The sequence below is a fragment of the Ectothiorhodospira sp. 9100 genome, from assembly GCF_022227565.1.
Classification (GTDB): domain Bacteria; phylum Pseudomonadota; class Gammaproteobacteria; order Ectothiorhodospirales; family Ectothiorhodospiraceae; genus Ectothiorhodospira; species Ectothiorhodospira marina.
Genome location: NZ_JAJNAN010000026.1, coordinates 1 through 24508 on the forward strand (window position 1 = coordinate 1; position 24508 = coordinate 24508).

Consider the following 24508-nt stretch of genomic DNA (forward strand, 5'->3'; position numbering starts at 1 on the left):
CCCGGTCTACAATCCAACCGACTGACACACGAACGGATACATCACCATGAGCGAATCCCAGGACACCACTGCGCCCGCGCCACCCAAGCCGCAGCCATCCCTGTGGCGTCCAAGGCTGGGCCTGGCACTGGGCCCGATCATCTTTGCCACCATGCTGCTGCTGGGCCCGCCCGGCGATATGGCACCCGAGACCTGGGCCGTGGCGTCGCTGACGGCGTTGATGGCCATCTGGTGGGTCAGTGAGGCCATCCCCATACCAGCCACCGCGCTGCTCCCGGTGACCCTGCTGCCCCTGCTGGGTGCCAGCACCATCTCCGACGCAGCGGCGCCCTACGCCAATCCCATGTTCTTCCTGTTTCTGGGCGGCTTCATGATCGCCCTGGCCATACAGCGCTGGAACCTGCACCGGCGCATTGCCCTGTTGATCCTGGGCCTGGCGGGCAAGCGCCTGGATCACCTGGTGGCCGGCTTCATCGCCGCCACCGCCGGGCTGAGCATGTGGGTGAGCAACACCGCCACGGCGGCCCTGATGCTGCCCATCGGCATCTCCGTGCTGGTGCTGCTGGAGGACAAGGGCGTCGAGAGCGAACAGATCCGCAACGTGGGCCTGGCCCTGCTCCTGGGGATCGCCTTTGGCGCCAACATCGGCGGCATGGCCACCCTTATCGGCACGCCGCCCAACGCCCTGCTGGCGGCCTACATGACCGAAAACTACGACGTGAACATCGGCTTCGTGCAGTGGATGATGGTGGGCCTGCCCCTGGCCATCACCCTGCTGATCATCACCTGGTGGGTACTGTGCCGCTGGGCCTTCCCGGTCTCGCCACGGCCGGTCGAGGGCATTGAAACCCTGCTGCAGCAACAGCGCTCGCAACTGGGTGCCATGACCACGCCGGAAAAGCGGGTCGCCCTGGTCTTTCTGGGCGTTGCCCTGGCCTGGATCTGTCGTCCCCTGCTGGAGAAGGCCTTCCCCGGCATGGCCATCACTGATGCCGGCATCGCCATTGCCGGCGCCCTGGCCCTGTTCCTGATCCCGGCCAATTTCAAGCGCCACCAGTTTTTGCTGGACTGGGAATCCACCCGTCAACTCCCCTGGGGCGTGCTGGTCCTGGTGGGTGGGGGCCTGAGCCTGGGCACAGCCATCGGCACCAGCGGCCTCTCGGACCATGTGGCCACGGCCTTGAGCCAACTCAGCAACTGGCCTACCTGGACCCTGGTGGGTGTCGTGGCCCTGAGCGCCATGCTGCTCAGCCATGTCACCAGCAACACGGCCACGGCAGCCACGGTGCTGCCCCTGGCCGCCACCCTGGCGGTCTCCCTGGGTCATGACCCGCTGCTGCTGGCCATCCCCGTGGCCCTGGCGGCCTCCTGCGCCTTCATGCTGCCGGTGGCCACGCCGCCCAACGCCATTGTCTTCAGTAGTGAACGCATCACCGTGCCGGACATGGTGAACGCGGGGTGGCGTTTGAGCCTGATTTCGATCGTGCTGGTCACCCTGGCGGTCTTCGGGCTGGCCATGCCCCTGCTGGGGGGCGGAGCATAGACTATTGTTTTACCTATTTTTTTCGTAGGGGCGCTTCGAGAAGCGCCCGGCGGGGGCAGCCAACATCATCACCCCCGCCACAAGCTCGTTGACCTCGGGCACACTGCGCGGGCCGTTCGCGAACGGCCCCTACAGAATCAGTTGTCTCCTTGGAAGCCCGGAGTCTCGCCGCTGCAGCGTTTCAAGCTCGTTGACCTCAGGCACACCGCGCGGGCCGTTTGCGAACGCCCCTACGGAGTCAGTTGTCTCCTTTGAAGCCCCCAGGTTCGCCACTGCAGCGTTTGTAGTAGTTGATCAGGCCATTGGTGGAGGCATCATGCCCTTCCACCGGATCCGGGTCACGCAACTCCCGCAGCACCGTGCGGGCCAGTTGCTTGCCCAGTTCCACGCCCCACTGGTCGAAGGAATTCACGTTCCAGATGACCCCCTGCACGAAGATTCGGTGCTCGTACAGGGCAATGAGCGAACCCAGGGTGCGTGGTGTCAGGCGCTCGAACAACAGGGAATTGCTGGGCCGATTGCCCTCGAAGACCCGGTGCGGTGCCAGTTCCATGATGCGCTCCTCCTCCATGCCCGCGGCGCGCATCTCCGCGCTCACCTCCTCCAGGGTGCGCCCACACATCAGGGCCTCGGTCTGGGCAAAGAAGTTGGACATGAGGATGGCGTGATGCTCGCCCAGCGGGTTGTGTGACCGGCAGGGGGCGATGAAATCACAGGGCACCAGCCGCGTCCCCTGATGGATCAACTGGTAGAAGGCGTGCTGGCCATTGGTTCCCGGCTCCCCCCAGATCACCGGCCCCGTGTGCCAGGACACGCGGCGACCCTGGCGATCCACCGACTTGCCGTTGCTCTCCATGTCCCCCTGCTGCAGATAGGCGGGGAAACGGTGCAGATACTGGTCGTAGGGCAGGATAGCCTGGGTGTGGGCGCCGAAGAAATTCACATACCACACACCCAGCAGCGCCATGATCACCGGCAGGTTTCGCTCCAGCGGCGCGGTGCGAAAGTGCTCGTCCATGGCTTGGGCGCCCTCCAGCAGCTCTTCGAAGCGATCCATGCCCAGATAGAGCGCAATGGGCAGACCGATGGCCGACCACAGGGAATAGCGCCCCCCTACCCAGTCCCAGAACACGAACATGTTCCGCGGATCGATGCCAAAGTCACGCACCTGGGGTTCGTTGGTGGACACCGCCACAAAATGCCGGGCGATGGCCGACTCATCCACCAGATGCTCCAGGAGCCAGGCCCGGGCGCTATGGGCATTGGTGAGGGTCTCCTGGGTAGTGAAGGTCTTGGAGGCGACGACGAACAGGGTGGTCTGCGGGTCCAATTGTGCCAGGGTCTCGGCCAGGTGAGTGCCGTCCACGTTGGAGACGAAATGCATCGTCAGGCGCTCGTGTCCATAAGGGCGCAGGGCCTCGCAGACCATCAACGGCCCCAGATCCGAGCCCCCGATGCCGATATTGACCACATGGCGGATGGGCTGGCCGGTATGCCCCATCCAGGCCCCGGAGCGCACCTGCTCCGTGAACTCCCGCATCCGGGCCAGCACCGCCCGCACCCCGGGCATGACGTCCTCACCGTCCACCGTCATCGGCCGGTCGCTGCGGTTGCGCAGGGCGGTGTGCAGCACCGCGCGGCCCTCGGTGGCGTTGATGGCCTCGCCCGCGAACATGGCCTCCCGCCACTGGGGGACGCGCGCTGTGCGGGCCAGCCCCATGAGCAGATCCATCGTCTCCTCGTTGACCCGGTTCTTGGAGTAGTCCAGCAGCATGTCCTCGAACTGCACCGTGAAGCGCTGAAAGCGCTGCGGATCACGCTCGAACAGCGTGCGCATGTGCACGTCGCGGATCGCCTCGAAATGGCTCTCCAGGGCTTGCCAAGCCTGGGTCTTGTTGGGGGAGTGCGTGGTCATGGGTATCCCGGGATGGATTGAGAGCAGAGCATCGTGGACAAGATACAAGAGACCCGGGACAGCGGCAAAACTGCCCGGCGGCCGTGGCGCGCCTCCCCCCTCATCCCCAGCCCTTCTCCCCCAAGGGGAGAAGGGAGCTCAAGCTCTCACTCGAACGGGACATTTGAGCCCCCTCCCGCTGGAGGGCTCTCACTTGAAGGTGGCATTTGAGACCCCCTCCCGCTGGCGGGAGAGGGGTTGGGGTGAGGGTGGGGGGCACCATCCACGTCAACGGTTCACCCCCCCATGGTTATTTCTTTATGATGGGAGGCAACATCAACCACCATCAGGGAGCCATGCCCGCGTCACGCACCAAGGGACGGGGCAGACATCACCATGCGCATCCTCTTCGCTTCCAGCGAGGCCCACCCGCTGATCAAGACCGGTGGGTTGGCAGACGTATGCGGCAGCCTGCCGCCGGCCCTCAAACGACTGCGGCACGATGTGCGGCTGATATTGCCCGCCTATCCCTCGGCGATCGCGGCGGCCGGCAAGATCAGCCCCGTGGCCGAATTCCAGGTGCCCGGCTGCGATGCCCCGGTGCGCATCCTGGAAGGGGTGCTACCCAAGACCCGGGTCAAGCTCTACCTGGTGGACTCCCCTCTGCACTTCGACCGGGCCGGCGACCCCTACCGGGCCTCGGACGGTCGTGACTGGCAGGACAACCACCTGCGGTTCGGGGTGTTTGCCCGGGCCCTGGTGAAGCTGGCCATGAACCAGGCAGGTCTGGATTGGGCACCGCAGATCCTGCACTGCAACGACTGGCAGACGGGCCTGGCACCCGCCCTGCTCAGCCAGCATCCCAACCGGCCGGCAACGGTGTTCACCATCCACAACCTCTCCTACCAGGGGTTGTTCCCGCGTCATGCCATGGAGGACCTGATACTGCCGCCGGAATTCTGGGATCTTCACGGGCTGGAATACCATGGCCAGCTCTCGTTCATCAAAGGCGGTCTGGTCTTCGCCGACCATCTCACCACCGTGAGCCCCACCTACGCGCGAGAAATCCAGACGGCGCAGTTCGGCAACGGCCTCGACGGCCTGCTGAACGCCCGGGCCCACGATCTGACGGGCATCATCAACGGTGCCGACTATCGCCACTGGGACCCGAGCAAGGACAAACTGCTACCGGCCCGTTACCACGTGGACAACCCAGCGGGCAAAGCCATCTGCAAACAGCGGCTACAGGAGCGCCTGGGTCTGGAGGTGCTGCCGGATCGGCCCCTGCTGGTCCATGTGGGCCGCATGGTGGCCCAGAAGGGCGTGGACCTCATCCTGGCAGCCTGCGAGCCACTGCTGGCCGCTGGCCAGATTCAGCTGGCCATCCTGGGCAGTGGTGACAGGAACCTGGAGGCCCGCGCCCGGGCCATGGCCTCACGCCACCCCGGACGCATGGGCCTGCAGATCGGTTACGACGAGGGCCTGGCCCACCAACTGGAGGCCGGCGGGGACATCTTCCTCATGCCCTCGCGCTTCGAGCCCTGCGGCCTCAATCAGATGTACAGCCTGCGCTACGGCACCCTGCCCCTGGTGCGCCGCACCGGTGGGCTGGCGGACACGGTGGTGGATACCCATGCCCAGACCCTGGCTGAGGGCACGGCCACCGGCCTCGTCTTCGAGGCACCCACCATCGAAGCCCTGAGCGAGGCCATTGGCCGGGGGCTCTCCCTGTACCAGGACCAGGCCCTGTGGAGTGAACTCATGCACCGGGGCATGACCCAGGAATTCAGTTGGGACCGCAGTGCCCAGGCCTATCAGGAACTCTACCGGGAGTTGACCCGCTGATGACCCTACCGCCAGATCGCGTACAGAACGGCAGCCCTGGGGACAAACCCCTGAGGGCTCGCGTGAAACTCTTCGGCAAGCTGCTGGGCAACATCATCCGACGTCTGGAAGGCCCGGAGGTCTTCCGTGCCGTGGAAACCCTGCGGCGCGGCTTCGTCGCCCTGCGCCAGCAGGAAGATCCGGCGAAGCGCGCGCGCCTGATGCAGCTGATTGACGAGTTGGACCCAGACCGTCTGGAGACCATCATCCGGGCCTTCAGCATCTACTTCAGTCTCGCCAACCTGGCGGAAGAGGATTTTCTTTACCGGGAGCGTCGGCGCCAGGTCACGCGGGGCGGCCCCCTGTGGCTGGGTTCCTTTGACCATACGGTGCGGGAATTCAAGGCGGCCGAGGTCAGCCCCGAGCGATTGCAGTCCCTGCTGGAGCAGGTGAAGTACATGCCCGTATTCACCGCCCATCCCACCGAGGCGCGACGACGCACCATCATGGAGGCCCAGCGCCGCATCTTCCTGGCTGCCGAGCCCCTCAACAGGGGGCGCATCGGTCGCGAGGAGCGACGCGAGGTGATTCGTCATCTGGAAACCCAGATTCAGGTGCTGTGGCGCACCAACGAGGTACGGGTGACCAAGCCCGAGGTCCTCGACGAGATCAAGTATGGGCTGTTCTACTATGTGGAGAGCCTGTTCACCGCCGTGCCCCTCACCTACCGGCTGCTGGAGAAGGCCATCCGCCGTACCTATGGCACGGACGAGGCAGGCCAACCCACGGTGCGTATCCCCAGCCTGCTGCGTTTTGGTTCCTGGATCGGCGGTGATCGGGACGGCAACCCTTACGTGACCCCGGCGGTCACCGAGAAGGCATGCCGCCTGGCCATGGAACAGGTGCTATCGGAGTATCTCAGGCGGGTGCACGACCTGCGCTTCGTGCTGACTCACTCCTCCCTCATGTGCCAACCCACCCAGGCCCTGATGGACAGCCTGGCCGAGGATGACAACATTGCCTCGGTGGTTTTCCGGGAGGGGCTCAATGAGATGAAGACCGAGCCCTACCGTCGCAAGCTGTACTTCATCCGCCACCGGCTCTCCGAAACCCTGAACACTGTACGCCGCCGCCTCGAGGGTGAGGCCGCCGTGTTGCCGGGCCAATCCGCCTACCATGGCCCGGAGGATCTGCTGCGGGATCTCTATGTGATCCGCGACTCACTGGAAAGCCATGGGGACGGCAATATCGCCAGTGCTGACCTGACCGACCTGATCCGGCTGGTGGAGACCTTCGGGTTCCACCTGCATCACCTGGACATTCGCCAGGAGTCGCTGGTGCACACAGCAGCGGTGACCGAGATCCTCGCCAGCACCGGAGAGGTTGCCGATTACGACAGCCAGGATGAGTCCGAGCGCCTGGCGCTGCTGGGGCGCCTGCTGACCCGGGAGGATTTCACCTGTGACCCACAGGCCCTGTCGGCGGAAGCACGTCAGACCCTGGACGTCTTCCACACCATGACCAGACTGCGCGATGAGGTGGGCGGCGATGGTATCGGCACCTATGTGATTTCCATGACTCACGCCGCCTCCCATGTCATGGAGGTGATGTTGCTGGCCCGCCTGGCAGATCTGGCTCGGCTGGGCCCCGGAGAGGCCTCCGCAGCCGATGTCTGTCATGTGCGGGTCTCGCCCCTGTTCGAGACCATCGAGGATCTGCATCACGTGGAGTCAGTGCTGACTTCCCTGCTGGGCGATTCGGTCTATGCGCGCCTGCTCAAGGCCTCCGGCAATCGCCAGGAGGTCATGCTGGGCTACTCCGACTCGTGCAAGGACGGCGGTATCCTGGCCTCTGCCTGGAACCTCTACGATGCCCAGCGGAAGATCATCGACATCACCCAGGCCCATGGCGTGGAATGCCGTCTGTTCCATGGCCGGGGTGGCACCATCGGCCGGGGGGGTGGCCCCACCCACGAATCCATCATGGCCCAGCCCCCCGGTACCGTGCAGGGCCAGATCAAGTTCACCGAACAGGGGGAGGTGCTGTCCTACAAGTACAGCAACGTGGAAACCGCCGTTTACGAACTGAGCATTGGCGCCACCGGCCTGATCAAGGCCAGCCGGGGCCTGATTGGCCAGGGTGGCCGGGACAATCCGGATTTCCTCGGCGTGATGGACGCTCTGGCACAGCGTGGTGAGCAGGCCTATCGGGATCTCACTGACCACACCCCCGGCCTGCTGGACTATTTCTACGAGGCCACCCCCGTGGAGGAGATCGGCCTCATGAATATCGGCTCGCGTCCCTCGCATCGGCGCAAGGCGGAGCGTTCCAAAAGCTCCATCCGGGCCATCCCCTGGGTGTTCGGCTGGGCCCAGTCCCGGCACACGGTCCCCGCCTGGTACGGGATCGGCACGGCCCTGGAGACCTGGCATAACGGTGATCCCGAACGGCTGGCTCAACTGCAGTCCATGTACCGGGAATGGCCCTTCTTTCATTCCCTGCTGTCCAACTGCCAGATGTCCTTGTCCAAGGCCGACATGGGCATTGCCGAGGAATACGCGGAGCTGTGCCAGGATCAGGCTCAGCGGATCTACCGGGTGATCCGGGACGAGTACCAGCGCACGGTGGCTCAGGTGCTGGCAGTCTCGGGCGCTGGCTCTTTGTTGGAGGAAAACCCCAGGCTGGCCCTATCACTGACCCGCCGCGACCCCTATCTGGATCCGTTGAACCATATTCAGATCATCCTGCTGCGCCGATATCGGGCACTGCACGCCCAAGGCGAGAAGGCGGAGGATCCCTGGATATCGCCGCTGCTGCGCTCCATCAATGCCATTGCCGCGGGCATGCGCAATACCGGTTGACCAGCGGACAGAAAAAACCGATAACTGATAGACAGTTAGGAGGTAAAAAACTGGCACCGGCGGGAGAAACAGCCATACTTAGGCGTGGCAATCAAGACTCTCGCCCATGCCACCCGCCCCGATGGGGCGCACCCTGAGGACAGGATGACATTCCGGCGAGGCAGGCTCACCGTCATTGAGGATGTCCGACCCATGAACCTTGCCACTGTTCGCTACATTGCCCAAAACAAAGGGGTTACACCGGGTTCGCTGTGCAAGCAGGATCTGATCCGGACGATACAGGTCAATGAGGGTAACGTGCCCTGCTTTGCGACTGCCGAGGAGGGGTTCTGCAAGGAGGTGGAATGCCACTGGCACGAGGACTGCCTGAGGCGGTCGCGGCGTCGCTGAGCCGCACCGAGAATCTGGGAATCGTGCCCGCCGCGGCCCCTCATCCCCGGCCCTTCTCCCCAGAGGGGAGAAGGGAGAAGCATCTCAAGCCGCCTGGGTGGCGATCTCGTCGCCCGTGCCTGTTACCTGGTTGGACTCATTCAGGTAGATCAGCGTCGGCTTGAACAACTCCACCTGCTCCTCGCTCATCTGCGCATAGGCACAGATGATCACCCGATCGCCGGGGCTGGCCTTGTGGGCTGCGGCGCCGTTCACGGAGATCACCCGGCTACCCGCCTCGGCGCGGATGGCGTAGGTGGTGAAGCGCTCACCATTGGTCACATTGTAGATCTGGATCTGTTCATAGGGGCGGATACCGGACATCTCCAGCAGATCCGAGTCAATGGCACAGGAACCTTCATAGTCCAGTTCGGCATGGGTGACCGCGGCGCGGTGAAGCTTGCATTTGAGCAGGGTCAGAAACATGGGTAAACACATCCTCCAGGTCTTCGGCCCCCCTGGTCATCCCCCGGGGCCCACGTGATGCCGGGTGTTCAGTCTCCGGTCGGCACGTCCATCATCAGGTTGTCGATCAGGCGGGCCCGGCCAAGCCAGGCTGCGGCCAGAACCACCAGTTGAGAATCCTGCGGCCCAGGGGGCAGCAGGTCGGCGCTTCGCCGCACTGCAACATAATCAGGCTCAAAGCCTCGTATTTCAAGCCCTTTCATCGCTTCATCCTCCAGACGGAGGTAATCCCTTGCCCCTTCAGCCACCTGCCGCCCCACCTCGGAGAGGGTCTGGTACAACCCCGGGGCTCTCTCCCGCTGGGGCCTGTCCAGGTAGGCATTGCGGGAACTCAAGGCCAGGCCATCGGGCTCGCGCACCGTTGCACCGCTGAGCACCTCGACCGGGAGATCCAGATCATCCACCATGCGACGGATGAGCATGAGTTGCTGAAAATCCTTTTCTCCAAAGATGGCCAGGTCCGGCTGCACCAGGTTGAAGAGCTTGCATACCACCGTGGCCACCCCAGCAAAATGCCCGGGCCGGTGGGCGCCTTCCAGCAGGTCCGACAGGCCGGGCACCTCCACCCGGGTGATATCGCTTCGGGGGCGGCGATAGAGTTCGTCATCCCCCGGTGCAAAGACCAGATCCACGCCTTCCCGGGCCAGCAGTTCACAATCCTCCGCCAGGGTACGCGGGTAGGCTGCCAGATCCTCCGGCCGATCAAATTGCAGGGGATTGACGAAAATGCTCACCACCACCCGATCCGCCTGAAGGCGGGCCTGGCGCACCAGGGCCAGATGGCCCTCGTGCAGATTACCCATGGTCGGCACCAGTGCCACGGAATCGTGAGCGTCGCGCCAGCCAGCGCGCACATCACGCAGTGATGTCACCCGATGTATGGTATCCATGATCAGGAGGAAAAGGCGTGTTCCGGGGCGGGAAATTCGCGACGCTTGACGGACCACACGTAGGCGGCCAGCGCATCCTGGATGCTGTTGTGACCCACCAGGAAGTTGTGGGAGAACCGGGGGGCGCGGGCGGTCATACCCAGCACATCGTGCAGCACCAGGATCTGACCGTCGCAATCCACACCGGCACCAATCCCGATCACGGGGATGCGGGCCATGGAACGAATCTCGACGGCCAATTTGGACGGCACACATTCCAGCAGCAGGATATCGGCACCGGCTTCTTCCAGGGCCAGGGCGTCCTTCAACATCTGTTCCGCCTCGTTTGCGGCACGGCCCTGCACCCGGTACCCACCCAACTTGTGGATTGATTGCGGCCGCAGGCCCAGGTGCGCGCACACCGGAATCCCGTGATGAGAGAGCGCGCTGACCACGGCCACCTGCTGGGCATCGCCCTCCAGCTTGACCACCTGCGCCCCCCCTTCCTGCATGAGTCTGGCTGCGGTGGTCACGGCCTGATCAATGCTGGCATAACTCATGAACGGCATGTCTGCCATCAGCAGGGCACGATTCAGCCCTCGGGACACGGCCCGGGTGTGGTAGATCATGTCATCCACCGTGACGGGAATGGTGGTGTCGTGGCCCAGCACCACCATCCCCAGGGAGTCACCCACCAGAACCACGTCCACTCCCGCCTCGTCCAGCAGACGGGCCTGGGTGGCATCATAGGCGGTGAGACTGGCGATGGGCTCGGCCTGCTCTCGCAAGCCCTGCAGGTCGCGCAGGGTCAGTTGCTTTGTCTGAGTCTGTACGCTCACGCTTTATCCGCGGGTTTAACACTGTGAAGGGGCGGCGCCCCGGCGCCATTCAGACGGCGGAAGGCAGGGGATTGAAATAATGACGTCCGGCACGGACCGTGCGCATGAAATCCAGCAATTGCTGGAAATCGTCATCCCGATTGACCCAATCGATCTCACCGGCATTCACGATCAGCAAGGGCGCCTCTGCATAATGATAGAAGAAACTCGCATAGGTATCACTCAGGCGCTGAAGATACACGCTATCCATGAGTTTTTCATAGGGCCGCCCCCGCTGGGCAATGCGTTCGCGGAGAATTTCCACAGGTGCCTGCAGGTAGATGACCAGATCGGGGCGGACCACATCCCGTTGAAGGCCCTGACGGATACGTTGGTACAGGCGATATTCCTCTTCCTCCAGGGTCACCTGGGCGAAGAGGTCATCCTTGTCCAGCACAAAGTCGGTCACTCGCAGTGCCGGCATGTCGCTTGCGTTGCGCCGCAGCCCCTGCCATTGATCCAGCCGCCGGGTCAGGAAGAACAACTGCGTGGCCAGGGCCTGATGACGTGGATCCTGATAAAAACGCTCAAGAAATGGATTGTGATCCGGAGATTCCAGTACCCGTTCGGCTCCAAGGGCCTCGGCCAGGCGGGTGGCCAGACTGGTCTTGCCCACGCCAATGGGGCCTTCCACCGCAATCAGGCTCGGTTCCGTCAATTCAGTCTGGTTCATGGCAGAGGGTTCGGGGCGTTAGGGGGACAAAGGGTCTATGAGGCGGATCTTACTAGGCATGCGCGGGGCAAAGCCAGTCCGCAGCGGCCAAACATGCTTGCGTGGGAGCGGCCCTGGCCGCGAAGGACCCACACGGTAATTCTAGTGCCCGGATACCCAGGTGTGCCCGGGTTCAAGCTACGTGGCAGAACCCTGGCGAGGTGGGGTCCCTGTCCGCGGGACGCCGTGAATACGTCCCTGTAGGCTTGACCGCCGCATCCATGCGGCGAACACCCGCAGACAGGGACCCCACCCCGCCAGGGTTCGCAGGGTTGTGAGGCTTCGTGGAATACCCTTCGTTTCAGCCGGAGAGAGGCTGGAGGCCATCCCCTGGACAGTGTTTCAACAACTCTTGCAGCGCGCCGAGCCCGGGGACACTCAGGTCCGGAGCAATCTCCGCCAGAGGATAGAGCACAAAGGCGCGCTCGGCCATGCCGGGATGGGGGATCTTCAAGTGCTCTTCCTGGATGGACTCGTCCCCGTAGAGCAGGATATCCAGGTCCAGGGTGCGCGGGCCCCAGCGGGTACCGTCCCGCAGGCGACCGTGCTGGGCCTCCAGGGCCCGCAGTGCGTCCAGCAGGGCCTCGGCAGAGAGCCTGGTGCTCAGGGCGCAGACGGCGTTGATGTAGTCAGGCTGATCCGGTGGTCCCATGGGATCACTGCGATAGAGCGCTGAACGGCTCACCTGGCGAGTATCGGGCAACTGGCACAATTCCTCCAGGGCCCGGCTCACATGGGCGATGGGGTCATCCAGATTGGCGCCCAGGCCCACATAGGCGATGACCGGGTTCATGTGGAGGCGGGTTTGCGACGTCGCCGCCGACGCTTGGAGCGAGCGGACTTGGACTTGCCCTGTGCCTCCACCATCCGACGCTGCTCGGCCTCGTTCACCTCCTGCAGGCGCGTCCACCATTCGCAGCCGTCCTCAAGGGCCTCCCCGGAGCGACCCCGCAGGCAGTAGAAGTCATAGCCGGCACGAAAGCGTGGATGGGTGATCAGTTTCAGGGGGCGGACACCCTGGCGTATCTCGAAACGTGGCTGCATCTCCCAGATCTCCCGCACGGGCAGGGAAAATCGCTTGGGGATGGAAATGAATTGGGCCTGCTCGGCGAGGATCTGACCGCCGGCCCGTTGTAATGCGGGCAACTCGGAGGCACCGTCCTCCATGAACCGCTCCGCCAGGTGGCGCACCGGCTCCCACAGAAGGACCGCATAGAGAAAGGCAGGATTCACGCCCTTGCCGCACTGGATGCGATCGTCTGTGTTGCGCAGGGCATTGGCCACAAAGGTGATGGGAAACCCCTGTTCCTCGTGTTCCAGCGATTCTTCCGTCAGCGGGAACAGGTACTGGAACAGGTCGTAGTGACGCAGCATCTCGAAGGTCTGCAGGGCATGCCCCCCATGGAAGAGCTTGACCACCTCGTCAAACAGTCGTGCCGGCGCCACGTCTTCCAGCAAATCCCCCAGTTCAACCATCCCCTCCTCGGCCGCCGGATCCAGGCGGAACCCGAGTTTGGCGGCAAACCGGACTGCCCGAAGCATGCGCACCGGATCCTCCCGGTAACGCACCTCCGGATCGCCGATCAGCCGCAGCACGCCATTCTTGAGGTCCTCCATGCCATCGGTGTAATCCACCACGGAGAAATCATTGATGTCGTAGTACAGGGCATTGATGCTGAAATCGCGGCGCCAGGCATCCTGCTCGATGGTGCCGTAGACATTGTCGCGGATGATGCGGCCATCCTCCACCAGGGCCTGCCGGCTGCCGGCGTCGTCGGCCTCCAGATCCTGATCATCGGTGGAGTCTTCGTGGGGGGCACGGAAGGTGGCCACCTCGATGATCTCGCGCCCGAAATACACATGGGCCAGACGGAACCGACGGCCGATCAGGCGGCAGTTGCGAAAGACCTTGCGCACCTCCTCCGGATGGGCGTCGGTGGCCACATCGAAGTCCTTGGGCTCGCGCCCCAGCAGCAAGTCGCGTACCCCGCCACCCACCAGGCAGGCGCGGAAGCCCGCGTCCTTGAGTCGGTAGAGGACCTTCAGGGCATTGTCGCTGATATTGGCGCGGGAGATGCCGTGTTCGGCGCGGGCGTACACCCGAGGGGAGCGCTGTTCAGGGGGATTGAAACGGGATTCTTCGGGCACGCATGTCATCGTGATGCTTATGGACTTATGCATGATAACAGCTTCGGGCGGCCATGAGGATTGCCCCGTGTCCCTGGGGGTCAGGACTGGGGCCAAGACTGAGGGACCGGGCGGATCATTCCTTCCAGAAATACCCGGAACAACGGCCGCGCCTGGTCGGCCATATTCATGCTCCCCGGTTCCAGCAACCAGCGGTAGATCAATCCCGTGAAAAAGGCCATCAGGCCATCCACCGCCGCATCGACACTCAGCAGGGGATGCAGTCGCCCGGCGCTCTCCACGGATTGAAGGCAATGACGGAACAGATCTTCGCCCTGCTGGCGTTTTTCCAGCTCCCCTACCGGCTGGGGTTCCCCGGGGCAGCGCTCCTGCCGGTGCAACACGATGGTGTAGACGCGTCGCGCACGCGCGTCCGTCAGCAGATGGGTGATACCCGAGAGGCAGACCCTTTCCAGCGCGGCCACAGGGTCCTGATCCACGTCCCGGGCGTAGGCAGCGTCGACAACCTCCAGGGGGAAGACCACCCGACGCACCATGGCGTTGTAGAGATCATCCTTGTCCTGAAAGTGCCAGTAGATGGCCCCCCGGGTCATGCCTGCCGCTGCGGCAATATTGGCCAGGGTCGTGCCCGACACCCCTTTGCTGAGAAATACCTGCTCGGCGGCATCCAATAAATTTTGACGGGTTTGTTCTGCCTGTTCTTTGGTTCTGCGCATAATGCCTATTCTGCCACGAGAGCGGGCGAACAGTTTATACCTGCATGTTTGTATGTTAAATTCTTCCCCGTCCCTCTCCCCGCCTGTCCCTCCAGAGGCATTCTTATATGGCCCCGTTACGCACCCCGCCCCCCCGATCCCGGCACCTGGCAACCCTAACCCTGTGCGCCGCCCTGGCCTTGATGCTGGCCCCGGCCGCCGCGCAGCAGGGAGGCGATCGCCCGCCGGTACCCGTCACCCTGGCACCGGCTCAGGTGGATTCTCTCCAGGTTCAGGGCGTATATGCCGGTCGCGCCCGAGGTTCCCGCGAGGTGGAGGTGCGGGCCCGGGTCGATGGCATCCTGGAGGAGCGCCTGTATGTGGAAGGGCAGACGGTGGAACAGGGTGATGCCCTGTTCCGCATCGAGGAGGAACCCTACGAGATTGCCCTGCAGCACGCCCAGGCCCAACGGGCCAACGCCCAGGCCGCCCTGAATCAGGCCCAGCGGGAGTGGGACCGGATCTCATCCCTGTATGCACGCGATGCCGTCAGCCAACGGGAACGGGATCGCGCCCTGTCGGACAGGGAGCTGGCCGAGGCACAGATGGCCGTGGCCGCCGCCGCCGTGAACGATGCCCGCCGTAACCTGGGCTATACCCAGGTTACGGCGCCCATCACCGGGGCCACCGAGCTGGAGGTGCTGCCGGAGGGCAGCCTGGTGGAACGAGGCACCCTGCTCACCATCCTCACTCAGCATGACCCGGTGCACATCCGCTTCGCCCTGCCGGAGGATGATGCCACCGTGCAGCGCGCGGCCCGCCAGGCCCGTATCGCCGCCGGTGACCCCCTGCGCCATGAGGCCACGCTGCGCCTGGGCGACGGGAGCGCTTATGAACACACCGGCACCGTGGACTTCACCTCCACCACCATCGAGCCCCGCACCGGCAGTGTCACCGCCCGGGCCGTCTTCCCCAACCCCGACCGGCGTATCGTCCCCGGCCAGTTCCTGCGAGTGCGCCTGGTACTGGAGCAACTGGAGGATGTGGTGGTCGTGGATGAGTCCGTGGTCAGCGAAGGCCGGGAAGGTCCACAGGTGTTCGTGGTGGATAACGACAACGTGGCCCATGCGCGCAGCGTGACCCTGGGCCCGGTTCACGAGGGCCGCCGGGTGATCCTGGATGGATTGAAGCCGGGCGAGAAGGTGGTGGTCCGGGGCCATGTGGCCCTGGATGATGGCATGACCGTGGATCCCGGTAACACCGCAGGCCAGAGGGAGTAAGTCGAATGCTACGTTTCTTCATCGACCGGCCAATCTTTTCCTCGGTCATCTCCCTGATCATCGTCTTCGCCGGCCTGGCCGGACTACGCGCCTTGCCGGTGGAACTGTATCCGGACGTGGTACCGCCGGAGATCGTCGTCAGCGCCCAGTATCCGGGCGCCAGCGCCGACGTGCTGGCGGATGCCGTGGCGGCACCGCTGGAGCAAGAGATCAATGGGGTGGACGACATGATCTACATGCAGTCCACCAGTACCGACGCAGGCACGTTGCAGATCGCCGTATCGTTTGCCATGGGCACGGATCCGGACCAGGCAGAGATCAACGTCAACAACCGGGTGCAGGCCGCCCTGCCCCGCCTGCCCCAGCAGGTGCGCGACCAGGGCGTGCGCGTGGAGGCCCGCTCCACCAACATCCTCATGGTCGCCGTGCTGCGCTCTCCCGATGGCAGTCATGACACCATCACCCTGAGCAACTATGCCCTGCTCAACGTGATCGATGAACTGGTTCGCCTGCCGGGCGTGGGCGATGCCTCCCTGTTCGGAGCCCAGGACTACTCCATGCGCGTGTGGCTGCGACCAGACGCCCTGGCCCAGTACGATCTCACTCCCGCCGATGTAGCCAGCGCCATCCGCGAGCAGAACGCCCAGTTTGCCGCCGGCAGGATGGGTGCTGAACCGGCACCTGACGGGCAGGCCTTCACCCTCACGGTCACCACCCGCGGCATGCTGGCTGACGTGGAAGGGTTCGAGAACATCATCCTGCGGGCCGACGACAGTGGCGGCACCCTGCGACTGAAGGACGTGGCTCGCGTGGATCTGGGAGCTCAGAACTACGCCTTCTCAGCCACCATGAACGGTGAGCCCGGCGTGCCCATCGGGATCTACCAGGCGCCGGGGGCCAACTCCCTGGATGCCGCTGACCGGGTACGCGAGGCCTTTGAAGAGATGTCCGGGCGTTTCCCCGAGGGCATGGAATACGTCATCCCCTATGACACCACCGAGTTCGTGGATGTCTCCATCCGCGAGGTGTTCGTCACCCTGTTCGTCGCCATCGTCCTGGTGGTGGCGGTCACCTTCCTGTTCCTGCAGCACCTGCGGGCCACCCTGATCCCGGTGGCGGCCATCCCGGTGTCGCTCATCGGCACCTTCGCCGGCATGCTGGCCCTGGGCTTTTCCATCAACCTGCTCACCCTGTTCGGCCTGGTACTGGCCATCGGCATCGTGGTGGACAACGCCATCATCGTCATGGAGAACGTGGAACGCCTCATGCGTGAAAAAGGCCTGCGCGCCCGGGAGGCCTCCATCGAAACCATGCAACAGGTGGCCGGCGCCGTGGTGTCCTCCACCCTGGTGCTGGTGGCCGTGTTTGCCCCGGTGGCCTTCCTCGGAGGCCTCTCCGGCGAACTCTACCGGCAGTTTGCGGTGACCATTGCCGTGTCTGTGGTGGTGTCGGGTATCGTGGCCCTCACTCTGACGCCGGCCATGTGTGCCCTGCTCCTGGACAAACAGGCCCATCGTGTCGCCAAACCCTTCGAACTATTCAACCGGGGCTTTGAACGCGTGACTCAGGCCTTCGTCTGGACCGTGGGCTTCCTGCTGCGCAACCGCATTCTGGGCGTCGGACTGTTTGCCCTGTTCGTGGGCGCGGCGGCCCTCATGATGGATCGCCTACCTTCGGGCCTGGTGCCTCAGGAGGACCAGGGCTTTGCCCTGGTGGTGGCGCAACTCCCTCCCACCTCGGCCCTGTCGCGCACGGAACGGTTCCGTGACGAATTCTCCGCGCAACTCACCTCCCTGGATGATGTGGACATGTTCACGGCCTTCGCCGGCTTTGACATCATGGCCGGTTCTCTGCGCACCAACGCGATGGTGGGCTTCATGAACCTCACCGACTGGTCCGAACGACGCCAGGTTGACCAACACGCCTCAGCCCTGGCCCAGCAGGCCATGGGCATGGGCTTTGGCCATCAGGACGCCAATGTGTTTGCCTTCGTGCCACCGCCCATCCCGGGGCTGTCGCTTACAGGCGGCGTGGAGGGTTTCCTGCAGGTTCGCGATGACCTGTCGGCTCGGGAGATGGACGACCTGCTCCAGCGCATCGTGCAAAAGGCGAGTGAACGTCCCGAACTGATGAATGTGCGCACCACCCTGGACACCCGCATCCCTCGCTATCGGGCAGAGGTGGACCGGGAGAAGTCCATGGCGGCCGGCGTGCCCATCAATGCTGTCTTCAACACCATGCAGGCTACATTCGGCTCCATGTACGTGAATGACTTCACCCGCCAGGGGCGGCTGTGGCAAGTGAACCTGCAATCCGAAGGAGAGTTCCGCAGCCATCCGGACGACCTGCGCCACGTGTTCGTGCGTTCCCACTCTGGTGACATGGTGCCCATCAGCTCCCTGGTCACGATGGAGCGGGAATCCGGTGCCGACATCATCAACCGCTTCAACCTGTTCCCCGCCGCGCGCATCATGGCCGACCCGGCCCCAGGCTTTACCACCGGGGAGGCCAAGGAGGCCCTGGATCAGATTGCCCTGGAGATGAGCAACGAAGCCAACACCCTGATGGGCTGGATCGGCGAGGCTTATCAGCTGGAAGTCGCCTCGGGCGCCGGCGGGATGGCCTTTACCGTGGGCCTGCTCATGGTGGTGCTGATCCTCGCCGCCCAGTACGAGCGCTGGACCCTGCCCCTGGCAGTGATCTCGGCCGTGCCTTTCGGGGTGCTGGGAGCGGCGCTGTTCGCCCTGATTCGGGATTTCCCCAACGACATCTACTTCCAGGTGGGCCTGCTGGTACTCATTGGCCTGGCCGCCAAGAACGCCATCCTGATCGTGGAATTCGCAGCCCAGAACCGATCCGAGGGACTGAACTCCACCGAAGCGGCGCTGGCCGCGGCCCGACAACGTTTCCGGGCCATCATGATGACCGCCCTGACCTTCATCATCGGCACCCTGCCATTGATGTTTGCCACTGGGGCCGGCGCGGCAAGCCGTCAGGAGATTGGCACCGTAGCCGTGGGTGGCATGATCGGCGCCAGCACCCTGGCCTTGCTGTTCGTACCTTTGTTCTACAAGCTGCTGAACGATGCTGCCACCTGGCGCGAGGAACGGCGGGATCGCAAGCGGGGTGAAGCGAGCTGATGGTGGGCGCAGTGCCCGCCGTCCCCTCATCCCCGACCCTTTTCCCCCAAGGGGAGAAGGGAGAGACCGTATCTAGCCCAAGGGGGGAAGGGAGAGGCCGTATCTGGATTCAGGGGCGGAGTCGTTCAACCCCTCTCCCGCTGGCGGGAGAGGGGCTGGGGTGAGGGGGGGAGGGTGAGAAAATCCTCTTACTTGAAGCGGTTCATCGCATCCTTGAAGGCCTGACTCATGCTCTCCCAGGCCGACTCCATGCCCTCCCGCATGCGATCCCAGGCATCCTCGCTGGCATCCTGCATCTCACGCATTTTTTGTTTGCCCTCTTCCTGCTGCTTCTTGAGCTCCTGGATCTGTTCCTGGTACTTCATCTTGGCATCCGCCTCGGCCTGCTCGGCCTTGGCGGATAACTTGTCGATCTCGGCCTGCCATTCATCCAGCTTGGCCTGCATCTTCTGAATCCACTCGTCACGTTCACTCATCCGGCGTCCCTCCAGTCAGGTTTGAATTGAACCCTGGGGCTCCGCGGTGGTGGAGCATTCCGCCCTCCGCGAAACCCCCTGTCGAGACGATAGGATTGACAAGGCAGGAGTGTCAAGCGCCCACGCGCGGATTACATCGCCATATCGGAGAAGGGAGACATGGCCACGCGGCGCGTTTCACCGGATTGCTTCACCTCAGCCAGCAAGGCGCTGCTGATCTCCTTGAAACGCTCGAGTTCTTCCCCGGCCAGTGAATCACTTTCTGGCAGTTCGGCGCGCATGGCGTCCACCGGGCGACCGCTGACGTGCAACTCATAATGCAGATGCGGGCCAGTGCTCCGGCCGGTATTGCCAGAGAGGGCAATGCGATCGCCACGCTCCACCGTCTGCCCCGGACGCACCAATGCACGGCTCAGGTGCAGGTAGCGGGTGGTGTACCCCTGTCCGTGCTCAATGACCAAAAAACGCCCTGCCAGGGGGTGACTGTCAACACGTGTGACACGACCGTCTGCCGGGGCCTGGATGAGCGTACCGATGGGCATGGCGAAGTCGGTACCGTGGTGGGGTGCCACCCGACCCGTGATCGGGTGCCGCCGACGGGTATCGAAGGGAGAACTGATGCGATAATGGCCCGCAAAGGGACGCCGATCAAACGGCGGCAACAGACCCTCGCCATCCGGGGTGTAGAAGCGGCCATTGGCATGCCGGGCGGCGGTGGCGCTCAAGTGCTCCCCCCGGTAGTCAAAGGCCAGCAAGCGCAGATGGTAAGGCTCATCCTCACCCGGCAGGGTCTCCTGTTCCACCAGCAGGGTGAAGCTGTCGCCGGTGCGGGCACGCGCCCGCACCGGCAGGTGTCGGTCCAGCAACACGGCCAGTGCGCCGGCGGCCCGCCCGGAGAGCTCCTGTCGCTGGGCGAGCGCGGCGGAGATACTGCCATCCACCTGAGCGGTGATCACCAGATGACTGATCTCGCCCTGGTTTTCGACTGTCTTTCGGGTGAAGTCCCAGCCATCCTCCTCCCGCTGCCACTCGGTTCCCTCGGTACGGGATGTCCATATGCGCAGGCGGGTGAGGTAACCCTCTTCATCGGTTTGCCACTCTACGCGCTGGCCATCGCGCACCCGATTCAGGACGCGCGCATTATCCCGGTCATTCAGTAGTCGATACAGGGTGGCCCGGGGCAGATCCCAGTCGTTCGCCCACAGTGCGGAGAGCCGGTCCCCGCGCCTGAGCGTGTACTCATTCCATTCCGGGCGGGCAACTTCGGTGTCTTCCAGTTCAAAGGACTCGTACGAGGTGGGGTTCTCCGGTGCATCCAGCGCCGTGCGGATATCATCCTCCTGGATCATGGCCGCCTGCTGGGCGAGGGCGGGGTTTTCCAGGGAACCGGAGGACCCGGGCGGGTCAGCCGGACCCCGGGAAGAACGCGCCATGGCCACCTGAGTGTGCGCACTGGCGTCTGCACCCTCCACAGGCAGGGCCAGGGATTGGACCATTCGCGCGGAGGAATCCCCCTCGTCCATGCCAAAACCGGAGAGGATCTTGGGATATATCCCGGTGATGATGAGGCCAACGGCCACCGCGGCCATGACGATCTTGAAGCTGGGCGCCTTCAGACGCGATTTGGCAAACGGCATGGTGCCCCCATTGTTCTTGGAATCAACCGCCTGGGGTCCACTTCCAGCAGTCGAATTGATTGCCCTGAGCGGCTGCCATCCGGAAACCCCCAAAGCACGCAGGAGAATAACACCATCGGTGCGTGCATGAGAATAATGATCAGCAAATCAAGCGGGACCAATGCTTTTTTATCAGACGACTTTCACTTTTTTGAAATATGATTTGCGGATAAAGAGGCGTCAGGGAGGAAACAAAGACGCACAGACAACGGGCCCCTGAAGAGGGGCCCGTTGCGGAACAGCCTGACCGACAAGCGCCCAGGGCGCCCACCGGGAATGGCTTAGAAGGACGTGAACAGACCGCCGTTCACGGGGAGGTTGGCACCCGTGATGTAGCCAGCATCCTCGTCACACAGCATGGCCACCGCGAAGGCGATGTCCTTGGTGCTGCCCATGCGGCCCGCCGGAACCTGCGCGACGATGGCATTGCGCACATCCTCGGGCATGGCTTCGGTCATGGCCGTGGCGGTATAGCCGGGGGACACGGTATTCACGGTCACGCCCTTGGCAGCGGTCTCCTGAGCCACGGCCATGGTAAAGCCGTGCATGCCTGCCTTCGCGGCCGAGTAGTTGGCCTGACCGAACTGGCCCTTCTGACCATTGACGGAAGAGATGTTGACGATGCGGCCAAAGCCGCGGGAGGTCATCCCTTCCACCACCTGACGCGTCGTGTTGAAGACGCTGTTCAGATTGATGTTGATGACGTCCGTCCACTGCTTCTCTTCCATCTTGCGCAGAGTCTTGTCCCGGGTGATACCGGCACAATTGACCAGGATATCGATGGGGCCGACGCGGGACTCCACATCCTTGACCATCTCGGCACAGGATTCGAAGGAGGACACGTCGCCAGAGGCGATATCCATCTCGAACCCTTCATCCTTCATCTGCTTCTGCCAGGCTTCCGCCTCGTCCTTCAGGGCAGGCAGGTAGTTGGCCACGACCTTGTGGCCCTGCTGGGCCAGCTTCTTGCAGATCTCGCCACCGATACCACCGGTACCGCCGGTCACTAACGCTACTCGTTTGCTCACGATTTCAGGCTCCTAGGCTTTGGGGTTATGGCCATCAAGGCTGACGGTCACCGTGCTCAGGCAGCCTTCTTGATGCTCGTGGCCTGCTTGACGGTCTCTTCAGCGGACTTCACGGACTCGTCCATCAGCTTGGTCATGGACTCACGTGCCTCGTTGAGGACATCGTGACCCTGCTTGTAGCTGGTCATCAGGGTCTGGCTGCAATCGCGAGCCAGATCGGCCTGGCCACTCAGGAGTTCCTGGTAGCCCTTGGCCTTGGAGACCAGTTCAATGTTCTTCATGCTCACATCGACCATGGCCGTGGTCAAGTCCAGTTGCTGGGACAGCAGCTTTTCCATGGCCTTCTGATTGATCTCGTTCACCTTGCACAGGGTATCGAACACGGACTGGTTGGCCTTGCTGAAGGTTTCGAACATTTCATTCATGAGATAAGCCTCCTGTTTGCTGAAAGGGACGCGGGCCGCCTTTGCTGCACCGCGGCATTGCTGCAGTGCAACGTATAACCTCACTTCCCCCTCGCGTCAAGCCCGACCCCCGGCTCCAGCACGCGTTTTGAGAACTACTTCTTACGATCCGAGCCCGGGGACTTCCCCCCTTTGTCGCCGCTCGGCATCTCCTTGCCGTGGCTCTGGGTGGACGACTTGCCAGAAGGCGAATCCTCCTCTCCGTTGAAAACGGTTGCCTTGAAGAACTGCCCCTGCATGTCCTGCCAGAATTCCAGGTTGCGGCGCGTCATTTCAGCCATGTCCCAGGCCGCCCGCCCACCCAGGACATCACGCATCCGCTCGTTGAACTCTCGCTGCTGATCGGCGAAGAACTTGAGACTGTGATCCAGGTAGTTGGAAAAGGCGTCGTGCACGGCCTCGTCGTAAAAACGAATGAAACGGACCAGCATCTCCGTGGTGAACAGGGGCTCCCCTCCGGTCTCCTGCTCCGTGATGATCTGGATCAGGATGCCCCGGGTGATGTCGTTGCCCGACTGGCTATCAATCACCTTCACCTCGACCCCGCGCCGCACCAGCTGCTGCACGTCGGCCAGGGTGACATAACGACTCTCTTCCGTATCGTACAGGCGCCGGTTAGGGTACTTCTTGACTATTCGCGGCTCGTTCACCCGTTTCTCCCATCTACAGATTGGTTTTGCAAAACACATTAACGGGCGGCCCCCGGAGGTGCCGCCCGTCGTGGCGGCCAGGCGCCCTTGTAGTGATGTTGTCGGCAGGAGCCGGATCAGACGCTCTCCACCGCCAGCGCCACGCCCTGTCCACCACCGATGCAGAGGGTTGCCAGCCCCTTCTGGGCCCCCGTGCGCTTCATGCCATGCAACAGGGTGACCAGCACACGGGCACCCGAGGCGCCGATGGGGTGGCCAATGGCAATGGCACCACCACTGACATTCACCTTGGACAGATCCCAACCCAGGGACTTGTTCACAGCGATGGCCTGGGCCGCAAAGGCCTCGTTGGCCTCCACCATGTCCAGGTCTCCGGGCTTCCAGCCAGCCTTTTCCAGACACTGGGTGGCCGCCGGGATGGGGCCGGTCCCCATGATGGCCGGATCCACGCCCGCCGAAGAGAACGACACGATGCGTGCCAATGGGGTCAGACCCAGTTCACGCGCCCTGGACTCGGGCATCACGATCACGGCTGCGGCGCCGTCGTTGATGCCGGAGGCATTGCCGGCGGTCACGGTACCGTCACGACTGAAGGCGGAGCGCAACCGGCCCAGACCCTCTGCAGTGGTGCCATGCCGGGGGAATTCGTCGGTATCGAAAACCGTGAATTCGCCCTTCTTGCGACCGGGCACTTCCACGGGAATGATCTCATCCTTGAAGTGACCGGCCTTCTGGGCCGCCTCGGCTCGCTGTTGCGACTGGGCGGCAAAGGCGTCCTGCTCTTCGCGGCTGATCTTGAACTCGGTCGCCACATTTTCGGCGGTGGTGCCCATGTGATAGTCATTGAAGGCGCACCACAGACCGTCGCGGATCATGGTGTCCACCATCTTCCAGTCACCCATCTTGGTGCCCTGACGGGAGTTGGGGAGCACGTGAGGCGCGGCGCTCATGTTCTCCTGCCCGCCTGCGATCACCACACCGGCATCACCACAGCGAATGGCCTGCCAGGCCAACTGAACCGACTTGAGGCCGCTACCGCAGACCTTGTTGATGGTCATGGCTGGCGAGGTATAGGGAATGCCTGCCTCCACGGCCGCCTGGCGGGCGGCGTTCTGGCCCACGCCAGCCTGGAGCACCTGCCCCAGGATGATTTCGTCGACCTGTTCGGGGGACATCCCCGAGCGTTCCAGCAGCCCCTTGATGACCAGGGCTCCCAGGGTGGAAGCGGGAATCTTCGCCAGTGAGCCGTTGAAGGTACCGACGGGGGTGCGGCCGGCACTGACGATGACCGTGGAATCAGCCATAAATCCTCCTGCTTTGGAATCGTTATCGAAAAATTCGTCACACGACACACACCGTCGGGGTGAACATCTACAATGTTGTCGTGCACAACAGCTTGTTTATACCAGAACCAGGACACGCGTGACCAATGAACCCACGATGGATACCCGCAGCATTGTTGCAGTGCACAACCAG

General features: G+C 63.4%; 20 protein-coding genes. 6 read left to right on the forward strand and 14 right to left on the reverse strand.

From position 1 onward, the window contains the following. Positions 1-46 precede the first annotated feature (46 nt). Entirely contained in the window at positions 47-1543 is a 1497-nt protein-coding gene (locus LPW29_RS09370; RefSeq protein ID WP_238627777.1) for an SLC13 family permease, read from the forward strand. Positions 1544-1781: 238 nt separating this feature from the next. Here the strand turns inward: LPW29_RS09370 and pgi are convergent, their stop codons facing one another. Next, the gene (gene pgi / locus LPW29_RS09375; RefSeq protein WP_238627778.1) at positions 1782-3458 is read right to left on the reverse strand and encodes a glucose-6-phosphate isomerase; all 1677 of its coding nucleotides are present in this window, start codon (positions 3456-3458) and stop codon (positions 1782-1784) included. A 375-nt stretch (positions 3459-3833) separates the two neighbouring features. On the opposite strand from pgi, the gene glgA reads away from it, so the two are divergent. The 3 genes from glgA to LPW29_RS09390 all read left to right on the forward strand — a co-directional run bounded on the left by glgA (position 3834) and on the right by LPW29_RS09390 (position 8512). After that, positions 3834-5282: a glycogen synthase GlgA gene (glgA, locus tag LPW29_RS09380; protein WP_238627779.1), complete on the forward strand. Its 1449-nt coding sequence runs from the start codon at positions 3834-3836 to the stop codon at positions 5280-5282. Further along, complete coding sequence (gene ppc, locus LPW29_RS09385; protein WP_238627780.1) at positions 5282-8122, forward strand: phosphoenolpyruvate carboxylase; 2841 nt, start codon at positions 5282-5284, stop codon at positions 8120-8122. Before glgA ends, ppc begins: the two co-directional genes overlap by 1 nt. Positions 8123-8314: 192 nt before the next feature. Beyond that, a complete protein-coding gene (locus tag LPW29_RS09390; RefSeq protein WP_143050449.1) occupies positions 8315-8512 on the forward strand; it encodes an SAP domain-containing protein in 198 nt (65 codons plus the stop codon). An 84-nt stretch (positions 8513-8596) separates the two neighbouring features. Here LPW29_RS09390 and panD read toward each other — a convergent pair whose 3' ends face one another. From panD to LPW29_RS09425, 7 genes are all read right to left on the reverse strand, one after another. After that, complete coding sequence (gene panD, locus LPW29_RS09395) at positions 8597-8977, reverse strand: aspartate 1-decarboxylase (protein ID WP_090253187.1); 381 nt, start codon at positions 8975-8977, stop codon at positions 8597-8599. Positions 8978-9045: 68 nt separating this feature from the next. Then, positions 9046-9906 carry a pantoate--beta-alanine ligase gene (gene panC / locus LPW29_RS09400; protein WP_238627781.1) on the reverse strand — a complete coding sequence of 287 codons (861 nt, stop codon included), beginning with the start codon at positions 9904-9906 and terminating at the stop codon, positions 9046-9048. 2 nt (positions 9907-9908) lie between these two features. Continuing rightward, complete coding sequence (panB, locus tag LPW29_RS09405) at positions 9909-10724, reverse strand: 3-methyl-2-oxobutanoate hydroxymethyltransferase (RefSeq protein ID WP_238627782.1); 816 nt, start codon at positions 10722-10724, stop codon at positions 9909-9911. Positions 10725-10773: 49 nt separating this feature from the next. Further along, positions 10774-11436 carry a deoxynucleoside kinase gene (locus LPW29_RS09410; RefSeq protein WP_238627783.1) on the reverse strand — a complete coding sequence of 221 codons (663 nt, stop codon included), beginning with the start codon at positions 11434-11436 and terminating at the stop codon, positions 10774-10776. A 340-nt stretch (positions 11437-11776) separates the two neighbouring features. After that, on the reverse strand, positions 11777-12268 hold the full coding sequence (folK, locus tag LPW29_RS09415) for a 2-amino-4-hydroxy-6-hydroxymethyldihydropteridine diphosphokinase (protein ID WP_238627784.1): 492 nt from the start codon (positions 12266-12268) through the stop codon (positions 11777-11779). Then, positions 12265-13623, reverse strand: a complete 1359-nt coding sequence (gene pcnB / locus LPW29_RS09420; protein WP_238627785.1) for a polynucleotide adenylyltransferase PcnB — start codon at positions 13621-13623, stop codon at positions 12265-12267. The genes folK and pcnB overlap by 4 nt, the downstream gene beginning before the upstream one ends. Before the next feature lie 80 nt (positions 13624-13703). Next, on the reverse strand, positions 13704-14339 hold the full coding sequence (locus LPW29_RS09425) for a TetR family transcriptional regulator (protein WP_238627786.1): 636 nt from the start codon (positions 14337-14339) through the stop codon (positions 13704-13706). 107 nt (positions 14340-14446) lie between these two features. On the opposite strand from LPW29_RS09425, the gene LPW29_RS09430 reads away from it, so the two are divergent. Both LPW29_RS09430 and LPW29_RS09435 read left to right on the forward strand, forming a co-directional pair. Then, complete coding sequence (locus LPW29_RS09430; protein WP_238627787.1) at positions 14447-15598, forward strand: efflux RND transporter periplasmic adaptor subunit; 1152 nt, start codon at positions 14447-14449, stop codon at positions 15596-15598. Between the two features lie 5 nt (positions 15599-15603). Continuing rightward, complete coding sequence (locus tag LPW29_RS09435) at positions 15604-18738, forward strand: efflux RND transporter permease subunit (protein WP_238627788.1); 3135 nt, start codon at positions 15604-15606, stop codon at positions 18736-18738. A gap of 188 nt (positions 18739-18926) precedes the next feature. Here the strand turns inward: LPW29_RS09435 and LPW29_RS09440 are convergent, their stop codons facing one another. From LPW29_RS09440 to LPW29_RS09465, 6 genes are all read right to left on the reverse strand, one after another. Then, positions 18927-19214, reverse strand: coding sequence for a hypothetical protein (locus tag LPW29_RS09440; RefSeq protein ID WP_090253171.1), 288 nt, complete (start codon positions 19212-19214; stop codon positions 18927-18929). Between the two features lie 131 nt (positions 19215-19345). Further along, on the reverse strand, positions 19346-20647 hold the full coding sequence (locus LPW29_RS09445) for a peptidoglycan DD-metalloendopeptidase family protein (RefSeq protein WP_370642801.1): 1302 nt from the start codon (positions 20645-20647) through the stop codon (positions 19346-19348). Between the two features lie 524 nt (positions 20648-21171). Beyond that, complete coding sequence (gene phbB / locus LPW29_RS09450) at positions 21172-21918, reverse strand: acetoacetyl-CoA reductase (RefSeq protein WP_090253166.1); 747 nt, start codon at positions 21916-21918, stop codon at positions 21172-21174. A 56-nt stretch (positions 21919-21974) separates the two neighbouring features. Then, a complete protein-coding gene (locus tag LPW29_RS09455) occupies positions 21975-22343 on the reverse strand; it encodes a phasin family protein (protein WP_238627790.1) in 369 nt (122 codons plus the stop codon). 134 nt (positions 22344-22477) lie between these two features. Beyond that, complete coding sequence (phaR, locus tag LPW29_RS09460) at positions 22478-23032, reverse strand: polyhydroxyalkanoate synthesis repressor PhaR (RefSeq protein WP_238627791.1); 555 nt, start codon at positions 23030-23032, stop codon at positions 22478-22480. A 116-nt stretch (positions 23033-23148) separates the two neighbouring features. Continuing rightward, entirely contained in the window at positions 23149-24336 is a 1188-nt protein-coding gene (locus LPW29_RS09465) for an acetyl-CoA C-acetyltransferase (protein WP_090253161.1), read from the reverse strand. Positions 24337-24508 lie beyond the last annotated feature (172 nt).